Below are 14,106 nucleotides of genomic sequence, written 5' to 3'. Positions count from 1 at the left end.
CTCCAACCGGTCTCAGGCCGCGGCGGACGGCGCTACCTCCGGAAGGGCCGCAACGGGGAACCGGTGTGTCGTGGAAGCGGAGACGGCGGTCTCTCAGCGCGCGTGGAGCCGACCGTGCGCGCTCACAGGTGGGGGACCACTGCCACCGGGGCCGCGGCGTGGTGCAGCACCGCGTGCGTGACCGGCCCGACGTGCGTGACGAACGGTGCGCGGCGTATGCGCCGCCCCACCACCAGCAAGGAGGCGTTGGAGGAGGCGTCCACGAGGTGGTGAGCGGCCCTGCCGACGACACACTGTTCCGTGACCTCGACCTGCGGGAACGCGCCGCGCCACGGCCGCAGTACGTCCGTGAGCGCGCTCGCTTCGCGCAGTCCCCGGGCGACACGATGGCCGGGGTCGGCGGCTGCGGGGTCGTGGTCGAAGACGGCCGGGGCGGTCCAGCCGTGGATGACCCGCAGCCCGGCCGCGCGAGCGGTGGCGGCTTCGAAGGCATAGGAGATCAACTCGTCACACGGCCGGGAGAGGTCGAGGCCGAGCACCACGTCGAGGTACTGGCTGGAGGCCGGGCCGCCACCGGCCCCGTCCTCGACCCGTCCGCCGGGCCGCACGACGACGACCGGGCGCTCGGCACGGGCGATGACGGGCGTGGACACCGATCCGGCCAGGAAGCCACCGAGGACACCGAGCCCTCGCGATCCCATCACCAGGACCTCCGCCTGCTCCGTCGCGGAGAGCAGCACCTCTGCGGGGCGCCCGATGACCTGATCGACGCTGACGTCGAGGTCGGGATGCCTTTCCCCCAGCCGATCGGCCGTCTCAGCAAGGACGTGCTCCGCCCCGTGGCGGGTCATGGTGGTTCCGTCGGACGCGGTGCCGATGCCCCCCGCCAGGGCGGGGCTGAAGAGCGGCGAACGGTCCTGCCGGGCATGGAGGAGGTGCAGGGGCAGACCGCGCAGGCGGGCCTCTCGGGCGGCCCACGCCGCTGCGGCGAGCGACTCGGCCGAGCCGTCCACAGCGGCGATGACGGTACGTCGGGACATGGTTCCTCCGAATACAGGGTGTGTCTGGTCGAGGAGCGGCGGCAGGACGAAGGCGAGGACAGCGCGACAGCCCGTGCGCGGTGCCTGGCGGCGGCGCGCCGGCCGTCGACCGCGAGATGTCCGGTCCCGCAAGGGGCGGCACGGTGGTGAGGCGGTGCGCCTACAGGACCGGGGTGATCAGTCCGTAGTGGCCGTCGTAGCGGTGGTAGAGCACGCTGCCCCGGCCGGTGCCGGTGTCGTGGAAGAAGACGAAGGGCAGACCGGTCAGGCGCAGTCGCTGGACGGCCCCGTCCACATCGCTCTCGGGGACAGGAACCGTGCTGACGCTCAACGGTCCCTCGAAGTCCCGTTGTCGGCCGGTGGTCCCGAGCGACGCCATACGGTGCCGGCCGCCGACAGCGTCCCGGTAGACCACGCTGTCGTGCCCTGAGGCCAGGTCGGTGAAGAGCCAGAAGTCGTGGTCCATGGCCTCCAGGTCGATCACGGCGTCCTGCGGTGTCTGCCGGGCCAGGCTGAACGCCTTGTGCCGGATGATGCGGCGCTCGTCGGCCGGAAGGTACTGGCGGTGCGGGCGGTGCTCATGACCCGAGCCCTCCCGCCACGTCCGGTCGTCCGGGCCTCCACCGCGCGATCCGCGCACCCTGTACCGCCGTGCCCGGGCGATGCGCGCGGTCAGGCGTTCCTGCAGGAGATCGACGGCCTCGAACATGGTGGTCGCGGCGACATGGGCTCGCACGGGCCTGCCGTTGACGTCCACCACCGCCTGAGCCGTAGCCGGACGGGCCGCCGAAGCATGGGCGGCTTGCGTGAGCTTCACGCGGGCCGACAGGACCGGTTCGCTCACATGGCTGATCACCACGAGCACCTTCCTCCGGGCGTAGGCGCCCGCCTCGTCCGGCACCCTTCCTCGGTTGCGCACCTGGACGTCGACTTCTTCGCTGGTCCTGAGACCACTCATGGCAACTCCTCCTCGGTCTCCCTCATCCTGGCTCCCGCCGCTCCTTCCCGGCAGAGCCGACGGGTCCGCGCCGAGGCGCCACCCGTACCCGTAAGAGGCCCGTGCCCAAGGACCTCCGGACTGCCGGTGAGGGCCCTTCGGCCCACAGCCATCCGCGTCGCTCGGAGGGTCGGGAAGGGCGATCGGCGCGGCGCGGACCGCGCCGATCGTCGGCAGGGAGCCCGGGTCGTGGACGGCTCGTACGGACCAGGCTCGCGAACAACCGGTGCCCCAGGCAGAGATCAGAAGAGGCCGGTCGGGCCGACCGTCCCTGCTCTGCCGGAGAACGCCCTCACGTGCCGTGCTCGGGCTACGTAGACGCGGCAGGCCACCTCACACCGTCACCGCGGCCGGTCGTTCGCGGCGCCGCGCGGCACGCTCGTGCCGTTGCCGAACCGGCGATCGTCGAAGCGGTGAGCAGGCCGGAACACGGCGATGCCGCCGGAGACACTCCGCAGACCGTGCTCCAGCACCATGCGGATCACCGATTCGTGGATCTCCGCGTCCGGTGCGGGAAGACCTGCGGCGTGTCGTGCCGGGTGACGATGCCGGACCGGCGCGGACAAGAGCCCGGTGGCCGTCGTGGCAGCAGGCGTGTCCGCGCGTCAGGCGTGAGCGACGACGGCGACCGGCGCGATGGCATGGTGCATGACCGCGTGGGCGACGGCACCGATGTGCGCGCCGAAAGGGCTGCGGCGCACGCGCCGACCCACGACGACGAGGGAGGCGTCGCGGGAGGCGTCGATCAGAAGGCCGGCGGGACTGCCGAGCCGCGAGACCTCGGCCACCTCCACATCCGGATACTTCTCCCTCCACGGCAGCAGCACTTCGGTGAGTGCCATGGCCTGCTCCCGGATGATGTCCTCGCGGAGGTCCACCCCGGCGGCCAGGCTGTACGCGTAGGAGGACGGGAGGTTCCAGCCCGTGGCGACGGTCAGCGTGGCATCGCGACATCTCGCCTCCTCGAACGCGAAAGTGATCATCGTGTCGTCGGGGCTGTCGGTGTCCAGGCCCAGGACCACAGGCCGCGAACCGGTAGCGGTGGACGGGGGACCGGCGGAGTCCTCGACGTGCTCGTCGGCGGTCCGTTCCCCGGCGCGCACCAGCACCACGGGCAGCTCGGCCCGGGCGACCACCGACTGGCCGACCGACCCGACCAGGAAGCCCGCGAGGCCACTGAGGGCGCGGGAACCCAGTACCAACAGTTCCGCGTCGTACGTGGCGTCGAGCAGAACCTCGGCCGGAACTCCTGTCCGCTGCTCGGTGGTCACCTCTACGCCAGGGTGACGCAGCTTCAGTTCCTGCGCGGCTTCCCGGGGAATCCGCTCGGTCCAGTGCTGATGTGTCTCGGTGCCGAGAGGCGGAGCCTCGGCCATGGCCTCCGGCACCGGCTGCCACACGTGCAGCAGCCGTACCCGCTGCTTCCGCAGCGCCGCTTCGCGGGCAGCCCACTCAGCTGCTGCCCGGCTCTCGGGCGAGCCGTCGAGTCCTACAGTGATCGAGCGGGCCATACTGCCCACCTCCTGTGTCATTCGGTCTGTTCTCAGCGTGTCTTGCGGGGGCTGCACGGGGGCCGGGGCCGCTGGTTCCGGAAGAGAGCCGATAGCCCCTGTCGACGGGCTGGTGGGGCGGGCCCTTCGGCGGACCCGCCCCACCAGCCGAGTTCAGCGCAACCACCCGTGGTCACGGACGACCGGGAGCCTGGCCCACAGCCGGCCCAGACCGAACACGTCGCCGGCCGAGAGAGCGGCCAGAGCGATCAGCATCACCGCGTAGACCAGGTGGTAGTCGGCGAACGGGTTCGTCGACATGCTCGCCGACCCGTCCGACAGGTGCTGTGCGGGCGGCCACTCAGCCACCCACATCAACGCCATCATCAGCGTTCCCGCGAGCGCCGTCGGACGCAGCGCCACCCCCACCGTCAGAGCCAGCCCGACCCCGAGCAGGCCCAGCATGAAGAGCCAGTCCGCCCAGGCCGCACCGGCCCATGCGTGGAACGTCGACTGCATCGGGCCGACGGCGACGTGCCCGAGGAAGCCCGCGGTGGGCGAAACCCCGTCGATCCAGCCCTTGCTTGAGGCGGTCGCGTAACCGAGGCCGAACGTCTTGTCGAGGAAGGCCCACAGGAAGACGAAGCCCATCAGCACACGCGCCGGGGCGAGCACGTAAGCCTGCGCGGTACGCGTGCCGGCACCCGCCGACACGTCCGCCTCCGGTCCGGTGGCGGCCTGATTCCCGCGCAACGACGGCAGGTGGAAAGGTGAGCGGCGGTGAGTGGGCTGGTGCACGGCCATGACGATGGTCCCTTCAGCACTGTGCGAGTGGTTCCCGACATCGCTCACTCTTCCGGCCCGCGCCACCGCGCACCCGACGCCGAAGGTCCGCAGTCCAGGGCTGAACGGCCCCTAAACGAAGGGGCGTTCAGGGCGGTCGAGCGAACAGGCCGGACCAGTCCCGCAAGGTCCGCGCGCACGCGCGGCCACGGGCCGGGGTCGGGCAGGCTTCATCCCGGGCTCCGCCGACTCGGACCTGTACACAACGGAGTGGAATATCGAGGAGCCCCGCCACGCTCGACGTCTCGCCACGGGATTGACCAGTCGGAGCTGCCGGGTCCTGCCGCCCCTGCACCACGTCTGCCCCGGCGTTCAGGCCGCCCTCGTGAAGGGGCGCACGATGCCCCTACCGGGACCGCCGGGGACCGACCGGCACCGCGTGCCACACAGGAAGGGGAGAGCCGCGACGGGACGGACGCCGACCGGCCGCCGAGAAGAGGGGCCGAAGGACCGCTCAGCAGCTGAGCCGCGCTTCACGAGCCCGGACGGGCACCCTCCGCCGTGCCCGAGGGCTGTTCCAGGGGAGCGTGCCACACGAGCCGTGCCCCCTTTCCTTCCGGGCTCTGCAGCTCCATGTCGCCGCCGAGGCTCCGCGCGCGTTCCGCCATGTTGGCCAGGCCGCTGCGGCGGCCTCCGGCCGGGATACCGACGCCGTTGTCCGTGACCGTCAGGCGGACCTGCTTGCCGTCGGTGTCCAGCACCACGTCGGCGCGGTCGGCGCGGGCGTGCCGGGCGACATTGGTCAGGGCCTCGGTGAGGACGGCCATGACGTGGTCGGCGGTCCTACCGGGCACGTGCGTGTCGAGCAGGCCCTCCATACGGACGCTGGGGGCGAAGCCCAGAAGAGGAGCTGCCTCACCGATCGCGCGCACCGCGCGGGAGCGCAGGCCGGGCGCCGTGCCGTCGTCGCGGGAACGCAGGCCGAAGATCGTCGACCTGATGATCTTGATGGTTTCGTCGAGGTCGTCCACCGCCCGCAGGATGCGCTCGGAAGCCACGTCGTCCTGGACGCGCCGCCCGGCGCTCTGCAGCGTCATGCCGGTGGCGAAGAGCCGCTGGATGGCCAGGTCGTGCAGGTCGCGTGCGATCCGGTCGCGGTCCTCCAACAGCGTGATCTGCTCGGCGTCCTGACGGCGTTCCGCCAGCTCCATCGCGACGGCGGCCTGCGCGGCGAAGACCTGGAGAGACTCGGTCTCCTTGCCGGTGAACTCCCGGCCGCCCGACTGCCGGGCCAGCAGAACCACTCCCTGGGCCTCGTCGCGCGAGCCGATCGGCACAGCGACGGCCGGTCCGAGCCCGTCGGAGCGCGGCGGGCCGACCGAGAGCGGTGAGTCACGTGAAACGTCCGCGGTGCTGACAGGAGCCCGGTGAACGAACGCCTGCCCGACGAGAGTGCCTTCCACCGGCAGGACGACCCCCCGCCATACGTCGGCCTCCTGGCCTATCGCGAGTTCCACGGCGAGTGTGTCCGTCCCGCTCACCGGCATCGCCACCACGCTCAGGGCCGAAGCGGTGATCTCCCTCGCCCGGTCCGCGATCAGCGGCAGCACCCCGCCCTGGTCGGCACCGGACATCAACGTGTGGGTGATCTCCGCGTTCGCCTCCAGCCAGCGTTCCCGCAGCCGGGACTCCTCGTAGAGGCGAGCGTTGTCGATCGCCACACCTGCCGCCACGGCCAGCGTGGCGAGCACCGACTCGTCGTCCTCGTCGAACTGCTGCCCGCCGCGCTTCTCCGTCAGGTACAGGTTGCCGAAGACGTGGTCGCGCACCCGGATGGGGACACCGAGGAAGGTGTTCATCGGCGGATGGTGGGCCGGAAAGCCGTAGGAGGAAGGGTGTTCGGAGAGCTTGGGCAGACGCAACGGCTCCGGGTGGCGGATGAGCTCGCCCAGGATGCCGTGGCCTTCCGGGTAGGGTCCGATCCTCGCGATCTGCTCCTCGTCCACACCCACCGTGTGGAAAGCCGACAGCCGTTTGCCGTCCGGGCCGATCACCCCGAGCGCGGCGTACTCGGCGTCGACGAGGGCCGCCGCGGCCTCCACGATACTGCGCAGCGCCTGCTCCAGGTCCAGCTCACGGCCGACCGACAGCACGGCCTCCAGCAGGCTGTGAACCCGGTCCCGGGTCCCGCGCGCCGCGTCCAGCCGGGCCTGCAGCTCCTCCAGCAACTCGTCCAGTCGCAGTTGCGGCAGTCGCACCCGTGCCTCACGGACTCCCTCGGCGTTCTCCACCCGCTACTCCTCCAACGCCGCACCGCCTGGCCACCGTCCCGTGCACCACCACAGTAACGGCTCGAACAGGAGCAGGACGAGGGACCGTCTCAGCCGTGCGGGCCCGGCCGCCGGGCCTTCGCCTTCAGCGCCCGTCGGGTCGCATACGGTCGCGGGCCTGGGTGGCGATGACCGCGGCCTGGACGCGGCGCTCCACGCCGAGCTTGGCGAGCAGGCGGGAGATGTGGTTCTTCACCGTCTTCTCCGCGAGGTACAGCCGCTGCCCGATCTGCCGGTTGGTCAGCCCTTCACCGATCAGGTCGAGGATCTCGCGCTCGCGGTCGGTCAGGCCCGGCAGCATCTCCGGCTCCTCGGCCGGCTGTCCGCCGCGCAGCCGTGCCATGAGCTTGGTCGTGGCGCTCGCGTCCAGCAGCGACTGCCCACGGGCCACCGTCCGCACGGCCGTGACCAGGTCCGATCCCTGGATCTGCTTCAGGACGTACCCGGCGGCTCCCGCCATGATCGAGTCCAGCAGTGCTTCCTCGTCGTCGAAGGAGGTCAGCATCAGACAGGCCAGGTCCGGCATCGTCGAGCGCAGTTCACGGCAGACGGTCACCCCGTCGCCGTCGGGCAGACGCACGTCGAGGACGGCCACGTCGGGCCGCAGGGCGGGGACCCGCACCAATGCCTGCTCCGCCGTCGCCGCTTCCCCGATGACCGTGATGCCCGGTTCGTCCTCCAGTAGGTCGTGCACCCCTCGCCGTACCACCTCGTGGTCGTCCAGGAGGAACACCCTGATCGGGCTGCCCGTGCTGCCGTCCTGCTCGCTGTGCGCCATCGACCGCTCCTCGTGTGCCTCGTCCCGTGCTGGCATCCTCATCCTGTAGGACGGCCCAGGACCAGGGCCGGTCGGCCCCACTTTCGCCCGCGTCAATGGGCCGCGAGCCCGTGCTCGCGGAACTGACCCCGTACCCGGTCCACCAGCGCCGGGTCGGGAATCGGCGTTCCGCGCAGAGCAAAAGGGACGCCCAGTGCGTCGTACTTGGCGGTGCCGAGCTTGTGGAACGGCAGGACGTCGACCCGCTCCACGCAGCCCAGACCGGAGAGGAACGCGGCAAGCCCGTCGACGGCGGATGCGTCGTCGGTCCAGCCGGGCACCAGGACGTACCTGATCCACACGCGCTTGCCCAGCCGATCGAGGCGGTTCACGAAGCTGAGGGTGGGGGCGAGTGCGCCGCCGGTCAGCTTCTTGTAGGTGGTGGTGTCGAACGACTTGACGTCGAGGAGCACCAGGTCGGTGTCGGCGAGGAGCTCGTCCGGGGCCCGGGCCCCCAGGAGTCCGGAGGTGTCGAGGGCCGTGTGCAGACCGGCCTCCTTGCAGCGGCGCAGGAGCGTCCCGGTGAAGGCCGGCTGGAGCAGGGGTTCACCGCCGGTGACGGTGACCCCGCCCCCGGCCGTGGTGATGAAGCCCCGGTACCTGCCGATCTCCGCCATCACCTCGTCGACGGTGGCCTCCCGCCCGTCGCGCATGTGCCAGGTGTCGGGATTGGCGCAGTAGAGGCAGCGCAGCGGGCAGCCGCTCACGAAGAGCACGAACCGGGTCCCGGGACCGTCCACGCCGGTGGACAGGTCCCAGGAGTGGATCCGGCCTGTCGTCCTGGTGCTCACCGTGCTCCGTGGAAGGTGCGGCTGATCACGTCGAGCTGCTGCTCGCGGGTCAGACGGACGAAGTTCACCGCGTAGCCGGAGACCCTGATGGTCAGCTCGGGGTACTTCTCCGGGTGCTCCATGGCGTCCTCCAGCACGGCCCGGCTCAGCACGTTGACGTTCATGTGGAAGCCGCCCGCGGATACGTAGGCGTCGAGGATGCCGACCAGGTGACCGGCGCGTTCCCCGGGGACGTGCCCCAGTCCCTCCGGGGTGATCGTGGTGGTCAGGGAGATGCCGTCCCGTGCGGCGTCGTAGGGCAGTTTGGCCACCGAGAGGGCGGAGGCGGCCACGCCGTGCTTGTCGCGGCCGTTCATCGGGTTGGCGCCGGGAGCGAAGGGTTGTCCGGCGCGCCGGCCGTCAGGGGTGTTACCGGTGTGCTTGCCGTACACGACGTTGGAGGTGATGGTCAGCACGGACTGGGTGTGCTCCGCGTCGCGGTAGGCGGGGTGCTCACGCACCTTCGCCATGAACGACTCCACCAGGTCCACGGCGATGCTGTCGGCACGGTCGTCGTTGTTGCCGTACACCGGGAACTCCCCCTCGGTCCGGAAGTCCACGGCCAGCCCCGTCCGGTCGCGGAAGACCTTGACACGCGCGTGCTTGACAGCGGACAGGCTGTCCACGGCGACGGACAGGCCGGCGATGCCGCAGGCCATGAAGCGGTGGACGGGGTAGTCGTGCAGCGCCATCTCGATGCGCTCGTAGGCGTACTTGTCGTGCATGTAATGGATGACGTTGAGCGCGTCGACGTACGTCTGCGCGAGCCAGTCCAGCACGCGGTCGTACGCGGCCGACAGCTCGTCGTAGTCGAGGTACTCACCGGTCAGGGGCGGCATCGCGGGGGCGATCTGATCTCCGGTCATCTCGTCCTGGCCGCCGTTGACGGCGTACAGCAGTGCCTTGGCGAGGTTGACGCGGGCTCCGAAGAACTGCATCTGCCTGCCCACCGCCATGGCGGAGACGCAGCAGGCGATCGCGGTGTCGTCGCCGGTGCGTGTCCGCATCAGGTCGTCCGACTCGTACTGGACGGCGCTGGTGTCGATGGACACCTGGGCGCAGAACTTCTTGAAGCCGTCCGGAAGTCGCGAGGACCACAGCACGGTCAGATTCGGTTCCGGGGCGGGGCCGAGGTTGTACAGGGTCCGCAGGAAGCGGAAGGAGGTGCGGGTGACCAGCGGGCGGCCGTCGGCACCGATGCCGCCGATGGACTCCGTCACCCAGGTCGGGTCCCCGGAGAACAGCGCGTCGTACTCGGGGGTGCGCAGGAAGCGGACGATGCGGAGCTTGATGACGAAGTCGTCGATCAGTTCCTGGGCACCCGTCTCGTCGAGGAGTCCGCCGTCCAGATCGCGCTGCAGGTAGACGTCCAGGAAGGTGGAGGTCCGGCCGAGCGACATCGCAGCGCCGTTCTGCTCCTTCACAGCGGCCAGGTAGCCGAGGTAGAGCCACTGCACGGCCTCGTGCGCGGTAGCCGCGGGACGGCTGACGTCACAGCCGTACGTCGCGGCCATCGCCGTCAGCTCGCCCAGCGCCCGGGCCTGTTCGGCCAGTTCCTCCCGGTCGCGGATGACGTCCGCGGTGGACGGCCTGCCGTCGAGGCCGGCGCGTTCGGCGCGCTTGGCCTCGATGAGCCGGTCGGTGCCGTAGAGGGCGACGCGCCGGTAGTCGCCGATGATCCGGCCGCGACCGTAGGCGTCCGGGAGTCCGGTGATGATGCCGACCCTGCGGGCGGCGCGCATCGCCGGGGTGTAGGCGTCGAACACGCCGGCGTTGTGGGTCTTGCGGTACGTGTCGAACACCCGCGTCACGAAGGGGTCGGGCTCGTAGCCGTACGCCTTCAGCCCGTTCTCCACCATGCGCAGGCCGCCGTTGGGCATGATCGCCCGCTTCAGCGGCGCGTCGGTCTGCAGGCCGACGATCAGCTCACGGTCACGGTCGATCCAGCCGGGGGCGTGCGAGGTGATGGTGGAGGGGGTGGTGGTGTCCACGTCGAGGATGCCCTTGCGCCGCTCCTCGGGGAACAGCGCGCTGACCTTCTCCCATACCGCCCGCGTGCGGTCCGTGGCACCGGTCAGGAAGGAAGCGTCGCCCTCGTAGGGCGTGTAGTTGGCCTGGATGAAGTCACGCACGTCGATACGCGCACGCCACCCGTTCCCTGTGAACTGTCGCCAGGCGTCGGCGGTCCGGGGGACGGCTGTCACCGTCGCGGTCATCGCAGGTCCTCTCGTCGGACGGTCTCGTCACTGCCGATACTCGTCGTGCGGGCAGGCGGCGAGGAGTGCCGGTCAGGGCACCGACGGATCCCGTGCGGCCCCGACCGGCGGGACCTTCGGCCTCCCACGGACAGATGCCTCGGCGCGTCGGTCGGCGGAAGTCTTCGCTCCGGAACCGAACGGGCTTCCAGCGCCTGTGCCCCGCATCGCCCGCCACCTGCGTGTTCGGCCGGGGGCCGTCGACGTCGCGCGTCGGCGGCAGCCGCTGTTCCGATGGCCCAGAGCCACGCGCTCTCGTGAGGTGGACACCGGAGTGGGCCCGCAGGGTGCGGAGCGGCCACGGCGGTGATGTGCTGTGTCCACCGGTCCGCTCACTGGGCACCCGGTAAGTGGAGGCCGCGTTCCGGTCCGAGAGAGGAGGAGGCGTGGCATTGCGACATGTCGATGAGGAAACAGTGGTCGCCTTGGTGGCCGCGGCCACGGCGGCGCCCTCCATGCACAACGCGCAGCCGTGGCGCTTCCGCTTCCTGACCGGCGAGAGCCTCCTGCTGCTGTACGCCGATGACGAGCGGGCCATGCCGCGCTCCGATCCCGGTGACCGGGCGCTGCACATCGGCTGTGGGGCTGCGCTGTTCAATCTGCGTGTCGCCGCCGCGCACGCGGGCCTCGCCCCGGACGTCCGGCTGCTGCCCGAGCCGCAGGACCCACTGCTGCTCGCCGCCGTCCATCTGGCCGAGCAGTCCGGGCGCGAGCGGGACGATGCCCTGGCGCGGCTGCACCCGGGGATCCGGCAGCGGCACACCAGCCGTCACCCTTTCGCGGAGACGGACATTCCCGAAGAGGTACGGAGCATGCTGCAGGACGCCGCCGCGCGCGAGTCCGCAGCTTTGCACTTCCCCGCCCCCTGGCACGCCGAGACGGTGCTCGACCTGGTTCGCGACGCGGAGAGCCGGGACGCCATGGACCCCGGTGCCCGCGAGGACCTCATCCGCTGGACGCGGCTCGGTCCGGAAGCGGACACGGCCGTCGACGGCGTCCCCGAGTACGCCTTCGGGCCCCGCAAACGGGACGGCAGAGCCCCCGTACGGGACTTCGCCGGACGTCGGCCGGTGGCCGACCGTGGCAGCACCACCTTCGAGTTCGCCCCGCACCTGGCCTTGCTGAGCACCTCCGGTGACGGCCCTGAGGACTGGTTGCACGCCGGGCAGGCACTGGAACGGGTACTGCTGGAGGCCACCCTGGCCGAGCTGGCGACCTCTCTGACCTCCCACGCGCTGGAGACCGCGGAGCTGCGGCTGCTGGTACGCGACCCGGGATCGGGCTTGGGGCAAGTGCAGATGGTGCTGCGTATCGGCTACGGCCCGAGAGGCCCGGCCACTCCTCGCCGACCGGTGAAGGACGTTCTGCACATCATGTGACCGGGCCTCGCTGGCATGTGAGGTCTTCCGCGCATCAGACGCCCGCGGACGTCACGGCCGACCGGGCGAGGACGCACGGCCCGTTCCGGACGAGGGGCCGCAGAGTCTCCGCGCTCGCGCGACCCGGCCGGCGGGTCCGTTGCGCGACTCCAGTACGCCCCCGAGCCGGTTGGCCCCACAGGGAAGGCCGATCGGCCCATCTGGCCCGGCACCAGGACCGCCAGGATGGTGAGCACAGTTCCCCTGCACACCACCTTGTCGAGGAGACCCATGCTTTCGCCCGATTCGGCCGCCGTCGTCCGCGCAACCCTGCCCGCCGTCGGCGGGGCTCTGGACGAGATCACGGCTCGGTTCTACGGCACCATGTTCGCCGAGCAGCCCGAACTGCTGGACGGGCTGTTCAACCGCGGCAACCAGGCCAGCGGTGGTCAGCGCCGTGCTCTCGCCGGTTCCATCGCCGCCTTCGCGCAGGCGCTGCTCGCCGATCCCGAGACCAGGCCGGACGCGCTGCTTTCCCGGATCGCCCACAAGCATGCCGCGCTCGGTGTGACCGAGGACCAGTACACGATCGTCCACAAGTACCTCTTCCATGCCATCGCGGAGGTGCTCGGCGAAGCGGTCACGCCGCAGGTGGCCGCCGCTTGGGACGAGGTGTACTGGCTCATGGCCGGCGCCCTGATCGCCCAGGAGGCCCGTCTCTATCAGGAGGCGCAGATCGACCCCCGTCACCCCTGGCGGCGGTGGACGGTGGTGGAACGGCGCGAGGAGACCCCCGACGTGGTCTCCTTCCTGCTGCGCCCGGCCGACGAGGGCCCCGTGCCGCCCGCCCGCGCCGGCCAGTACGTCAGCGTCAGGGTGCGGATGCCCGACGGCATACACCAGGTGCGCCAGTACAGCCTGTCGGGCGCCCCCGGCGACCAGCTGCGCCGGGTCACCGTGAAACGGGTGGCGAGCCTGTCCGACGCGCCCGAGGGCGAGGTGTCCAACCAGTTGCACCGCACCGTCGAGGCCGGTGACGAACTCACCCTGTCCGCTCCGTTCGGCGATGTGGTCCTCGACGACGCAGACAACCCTCTGCTGCTGATCTCGGCCGGTATCGGCTGCACCCCGATGGTCGGCATGCTCGAACACCTCGCGGCGACCGGAGCCACCCGCCCGGTCACGGTGCTGCACGCCGATCGCTCTCCGGCAGACCATGCCTTGCTCCCGGACATCCACCGCCTGGTCAGCAGCCTGCCCGCCGCCCGGGCAGAGTTCTGGTACGAGCAGAACGCCGCTGCCGAGCCCGGCGCCCACTCCGGTCTGATGGATCTCAAAGGGCTGAACCTGTCAGCCGACACCGATGTCTACCTTTGCGGCTCACTGCCCTTCATGCGGGCCGTCAGGGCACAGCTGATCCAGTCGGGCGTCCCGGCGCGCCACATCCGCTACGAGGTCTTCGGCCCCGACCTGTGGCTGGCCCACACGGAAGCCTGAGCGCAGGCGGCGCGGGGGCCGTGGGGCCGACGATCTGATCAGCGACGGAGGCTGTACGAGCTACTGCTGCCCACCACGGACGATCCCGACCTGCTCGCCGTCGTGCACCTGGCCGCGGGCGGCGAGGACGGGCCCCCGTCCTTGCGGCCACTGTACGAGGCCGTCGAACGGCGTCACAGCAGCCGGATGCCCTTCACCGGCCGCCCCGTGCCTGAAGCGATCGTGACGGAGATGATCACTGCGGAGCACACGCAGGGCGCGCGTCTTGAGGTCCCCGACATCGTAAGGACCAGGCGTCTGCTGCGGTTGACCCGGACGGGCGAGGTCCGCAACGCCTCCCACCCCGGCCGCACTGCGGAGGCACACCGCTGGCTCACCGTCCCAGGAACCGACTCCGGGTACGGCATCCCCGTCACCGCGGTGGGAGCCCTGGACGCGTCCGGCCGGATACCGATGCGGGACTTCACCGGCCAGCTACCCGTGCCGCACCTTCCTGCCCTGCACTTCGAACGCCACGCGCCGGTAGCACTGTTGTGGACGGCGCGGACCGGCACAAGGACTGGCTGAGGGCGGGCCAAGCGCTGCAACACGTGCTGCTCACGGCGACCTCGTACGGAATACGCACCTCCATGCCGCACCAGGCGATGGAATGGAAGGATCTGCGGGCGGCGGTGAACGGTTCGCAGCAGCGGTGCCCGCGGTTGCTGAT

At 70.9% G+C, this 14,106-nt stretch carries 12 protein-coding genes; 3 read left to right on the top strand and 9 right to left on the bottom strand.

Annotation, left to right across the window (positions count from 1 at the left end; all coding sequences use genetic code 11):
* Positions 1-122: 122 nt before the first annotated feature.
* From CIB93_RS12145 to pflB, 9 genes are all read right to left on the bottom strand, one after another.
* A complete protein-coding gene (locus CIB93_RS12145) occupies positions 123-1,040 on the bottom strand; it encodes a universal stress protein (protein WP_096626799.1) in 918 nt (305 codons plus the stop codon).
* A 160-nt stretch (positions 1,041-1,200) separates the two neighbouring features.
* A complete protein-coding gene (locus CIB93_RS12140; RefSeq protein WP_096626798.1) occupies positions 1,201-1,998 on the bottom strand; it encodes a sigma 54 modulation/S30EA ribosomal C-terminal domain-containing protein in 798 nt (265 codons plus the stop codon).
* A 380-nt stretch (positions 1,999-2,378) separates the two neighbouring features.
* Complete coding sequence (locus tag CIB93_RS38835; protein WP_257002152.1) at positions 2,379-2,513, bottom strand: hypothetical protein; 135 nt, start codon at positions 2,511-2,513, stop codon at positions 2,379-2,381.
* 129 nt (positions 2,514-2,642) lie between these two features.
* Complete coding sequence (locus CIB93_RS12135; RefSeq protein WP_096626797.1) at positions 2,643-3,548, bottom strand: universal stress protein; 906 nt, start codon at positions 3,546-3,548, stop codon at positions 2,643-2,645.
* Between the two features lie 153 nt (positions 3,549-3,701).
* A complete protein-coding gene (locus tag CIB93_RS12130; RefSeq protein ID WP_096626796.1) occupies positions 3,702-4,331 on the bottom strand; it encodes a DoxX family membrane protein in 630 nt (209 codons plus the stop codon).
* Positions 4,332-4,843: 512 nt separating this feature from the next.
* Entirely contained in the window at positions 4,844-6,601 is a 1,758-nt protein-coding gene (locus CIB93_RS12125; RefSeq protein ID WP_096626795.1) for a GAF domain-containing protein, read from the bottom strand.
* A 124-nt stretch (positions 6,602-6,725) separates the two neighbouring features.
* A complete protein-coding gene (locus CIB93_RS12120) occupies positions 6,726-7,418 on the bottom strand; it encodes a response regulator transcription factor (RefSeq protein WP_096626794.1) in 693 nt (230 codons plus the stop codon).
* A gap of 92 nt (positions 7,419-7,510) precedes the next feature.
* Positions 7,511-8,248 carry a pyruvate formate-lyase-activating protein gene (pflA, locus tag CIB93_RS12115; RefSeq protein ID WP_096626793.1) on the bottom strand — a complete coding sequence of 246 codons (738 nt, stop codon included), beginning with the start codon at positions 8,246-8,248 and terminating at the stop codon, positions 7,511-7,513.
* Positions 8,245-10,503 (bottom strand): formate C-acetyltransferase, encoded by a 2,259-nt coding sequence (gene pflB, locus CIB93_RS12110; RefSeq protein WP_096626792.1) that lies wholly within the window; start codon positions 10,501-10,503, stop codon positions 8,245-8,247. The genes pflA and pflB overlap by 4 nt, the downstream gene beginning before the upstream one ends.
* Positions 10,504-10,928: 425 nt before the next feature.
* On the opposite strand from pflB, the gene CIB93_RS12105 reads away from it, so the two are divergent.
* From CIB93_RS12105 to CIB93_RS39410, 3 genes are all read left to right on the top strand, one after another.
* Positions 10,929-11,921: a nitroreductase family protein gene (locus CIB93_RS12105; RefSeq protein ID WP_096626791.1), complete on the top strand. Its 993-nt coding sequence runs from the start codon at positions 10,929-10,931 to the stop codon at positions 11,919-11,921.
* A 270-nt stretch (positions 11,922-12,191) separates the two neighbouring features.
* Positions 12,192-13,397 (top strand): globin domain-containing protein, encoded by a 1,206-nt coding sequence (locus CIB93_RS12100; protein WP_096626790.1) that lies wholly within the window; start codon positions 12,192-12,194, stop codon positions 13,395-13,397.
* A 231-nt stretch (positions 13,398-13,628) separates the two neighbouring features.
* On the top strand, positions 13,629-13,964 hold the full coding sequence (locus tag CIB93_RS39410) for a hypothetical protein (protein ID WP_143660028.1): 336 nt from the start codon (positions 13,629-13,631) through the stop codon (positions 13,962-13,964).
* The last annotated feature ends 142 nt before the right edge of the window (positions 13,965-14,106 follow it).

The sequence above is a fragment of the Streptomyces sp. WZ.A104 genome (genome assembly GCF_002382885.1).
Taxonomy (GTDB): Bacteria; Actinomycetota; Actinomycetes; order Streptomycetales; family Streptomycetaceae; genus Streptomyces.
This window is presented reverse-complemented; position numbering and strand designations above follow the sequence as displayed.

What these genes read in the sequence shown, in the direction of transcription:
- CIB93_RS12145 (WP_096626799.1), bottom strand. Translation starts at nt 1,040, where the DNA reads ATGTCCCGACGTACCGTCATCGCCGCTGTGGACGGCTCGGCCGAGTCG.
- CIB93_RS12140 (WP_096626798.1), bottom strand. Translation starts at nt 1,998, where the DNA reads ATGAGTGGTCTCAGGACCAGCGAAGAAGTCGACGTCCAGGTGCGCAAC.
- CIB93_RS38835 (WP_257002152.1), bottom strand. Translation starts at nt 2,513, where the DNA reads ATGGTGCTGGAGCACGGTCTGCGGAGTGTCTCCGGCGGCATCGCCGTG.
- CIB93_RS12135 (WP_096626797.1), bottom strand. Translation starts at nt 3,548, where the DNA reads ATGGCCCGCTCGATCACTGTAGGACTCGACGGCTCGCCCGAGAGCCGG.
- CIB93_RS12130 (WP_096626796.1), bottom strand. Translation starts at nt 4,331, where the DNA reads ATGGCCGTGCACCAGCCCACTCACCGCCGCTCACCTTTCCACCTGCCG.
- CIB93_RS12120 (WP_096626794.1), bottom strand. Translation starts at nt 7,418, where the DNA reads ATGGCGCACAGCGAGCAGGACGGCAGCACGGGCAGCCCGATCAGGGTG.
- pflB (WP_096626792.1), bottom strand. Translation starts at nt 10,503, where the DNA reads ATGACCGCGACGGTGACAGCCGTCCCCCGGACCGCCGACGCCTGGCGA.
- CIB93_RS12100 (WP_096626790.1), top strand. Translation starts at nt 12,192, where the DNA reads ATGCTTTCGCCCGATTCGGCCGCCGTCGTCCGCGCAACCCTGCCCGCC.
- CIB93_RS39410 (WP_143660028.1), top strand. Translation starts at nt 13,629, where the DNA reads ATGATCACTGCGGAGCACACGCAGGGCGCGCGTCTTGAGGTCCCCGAC.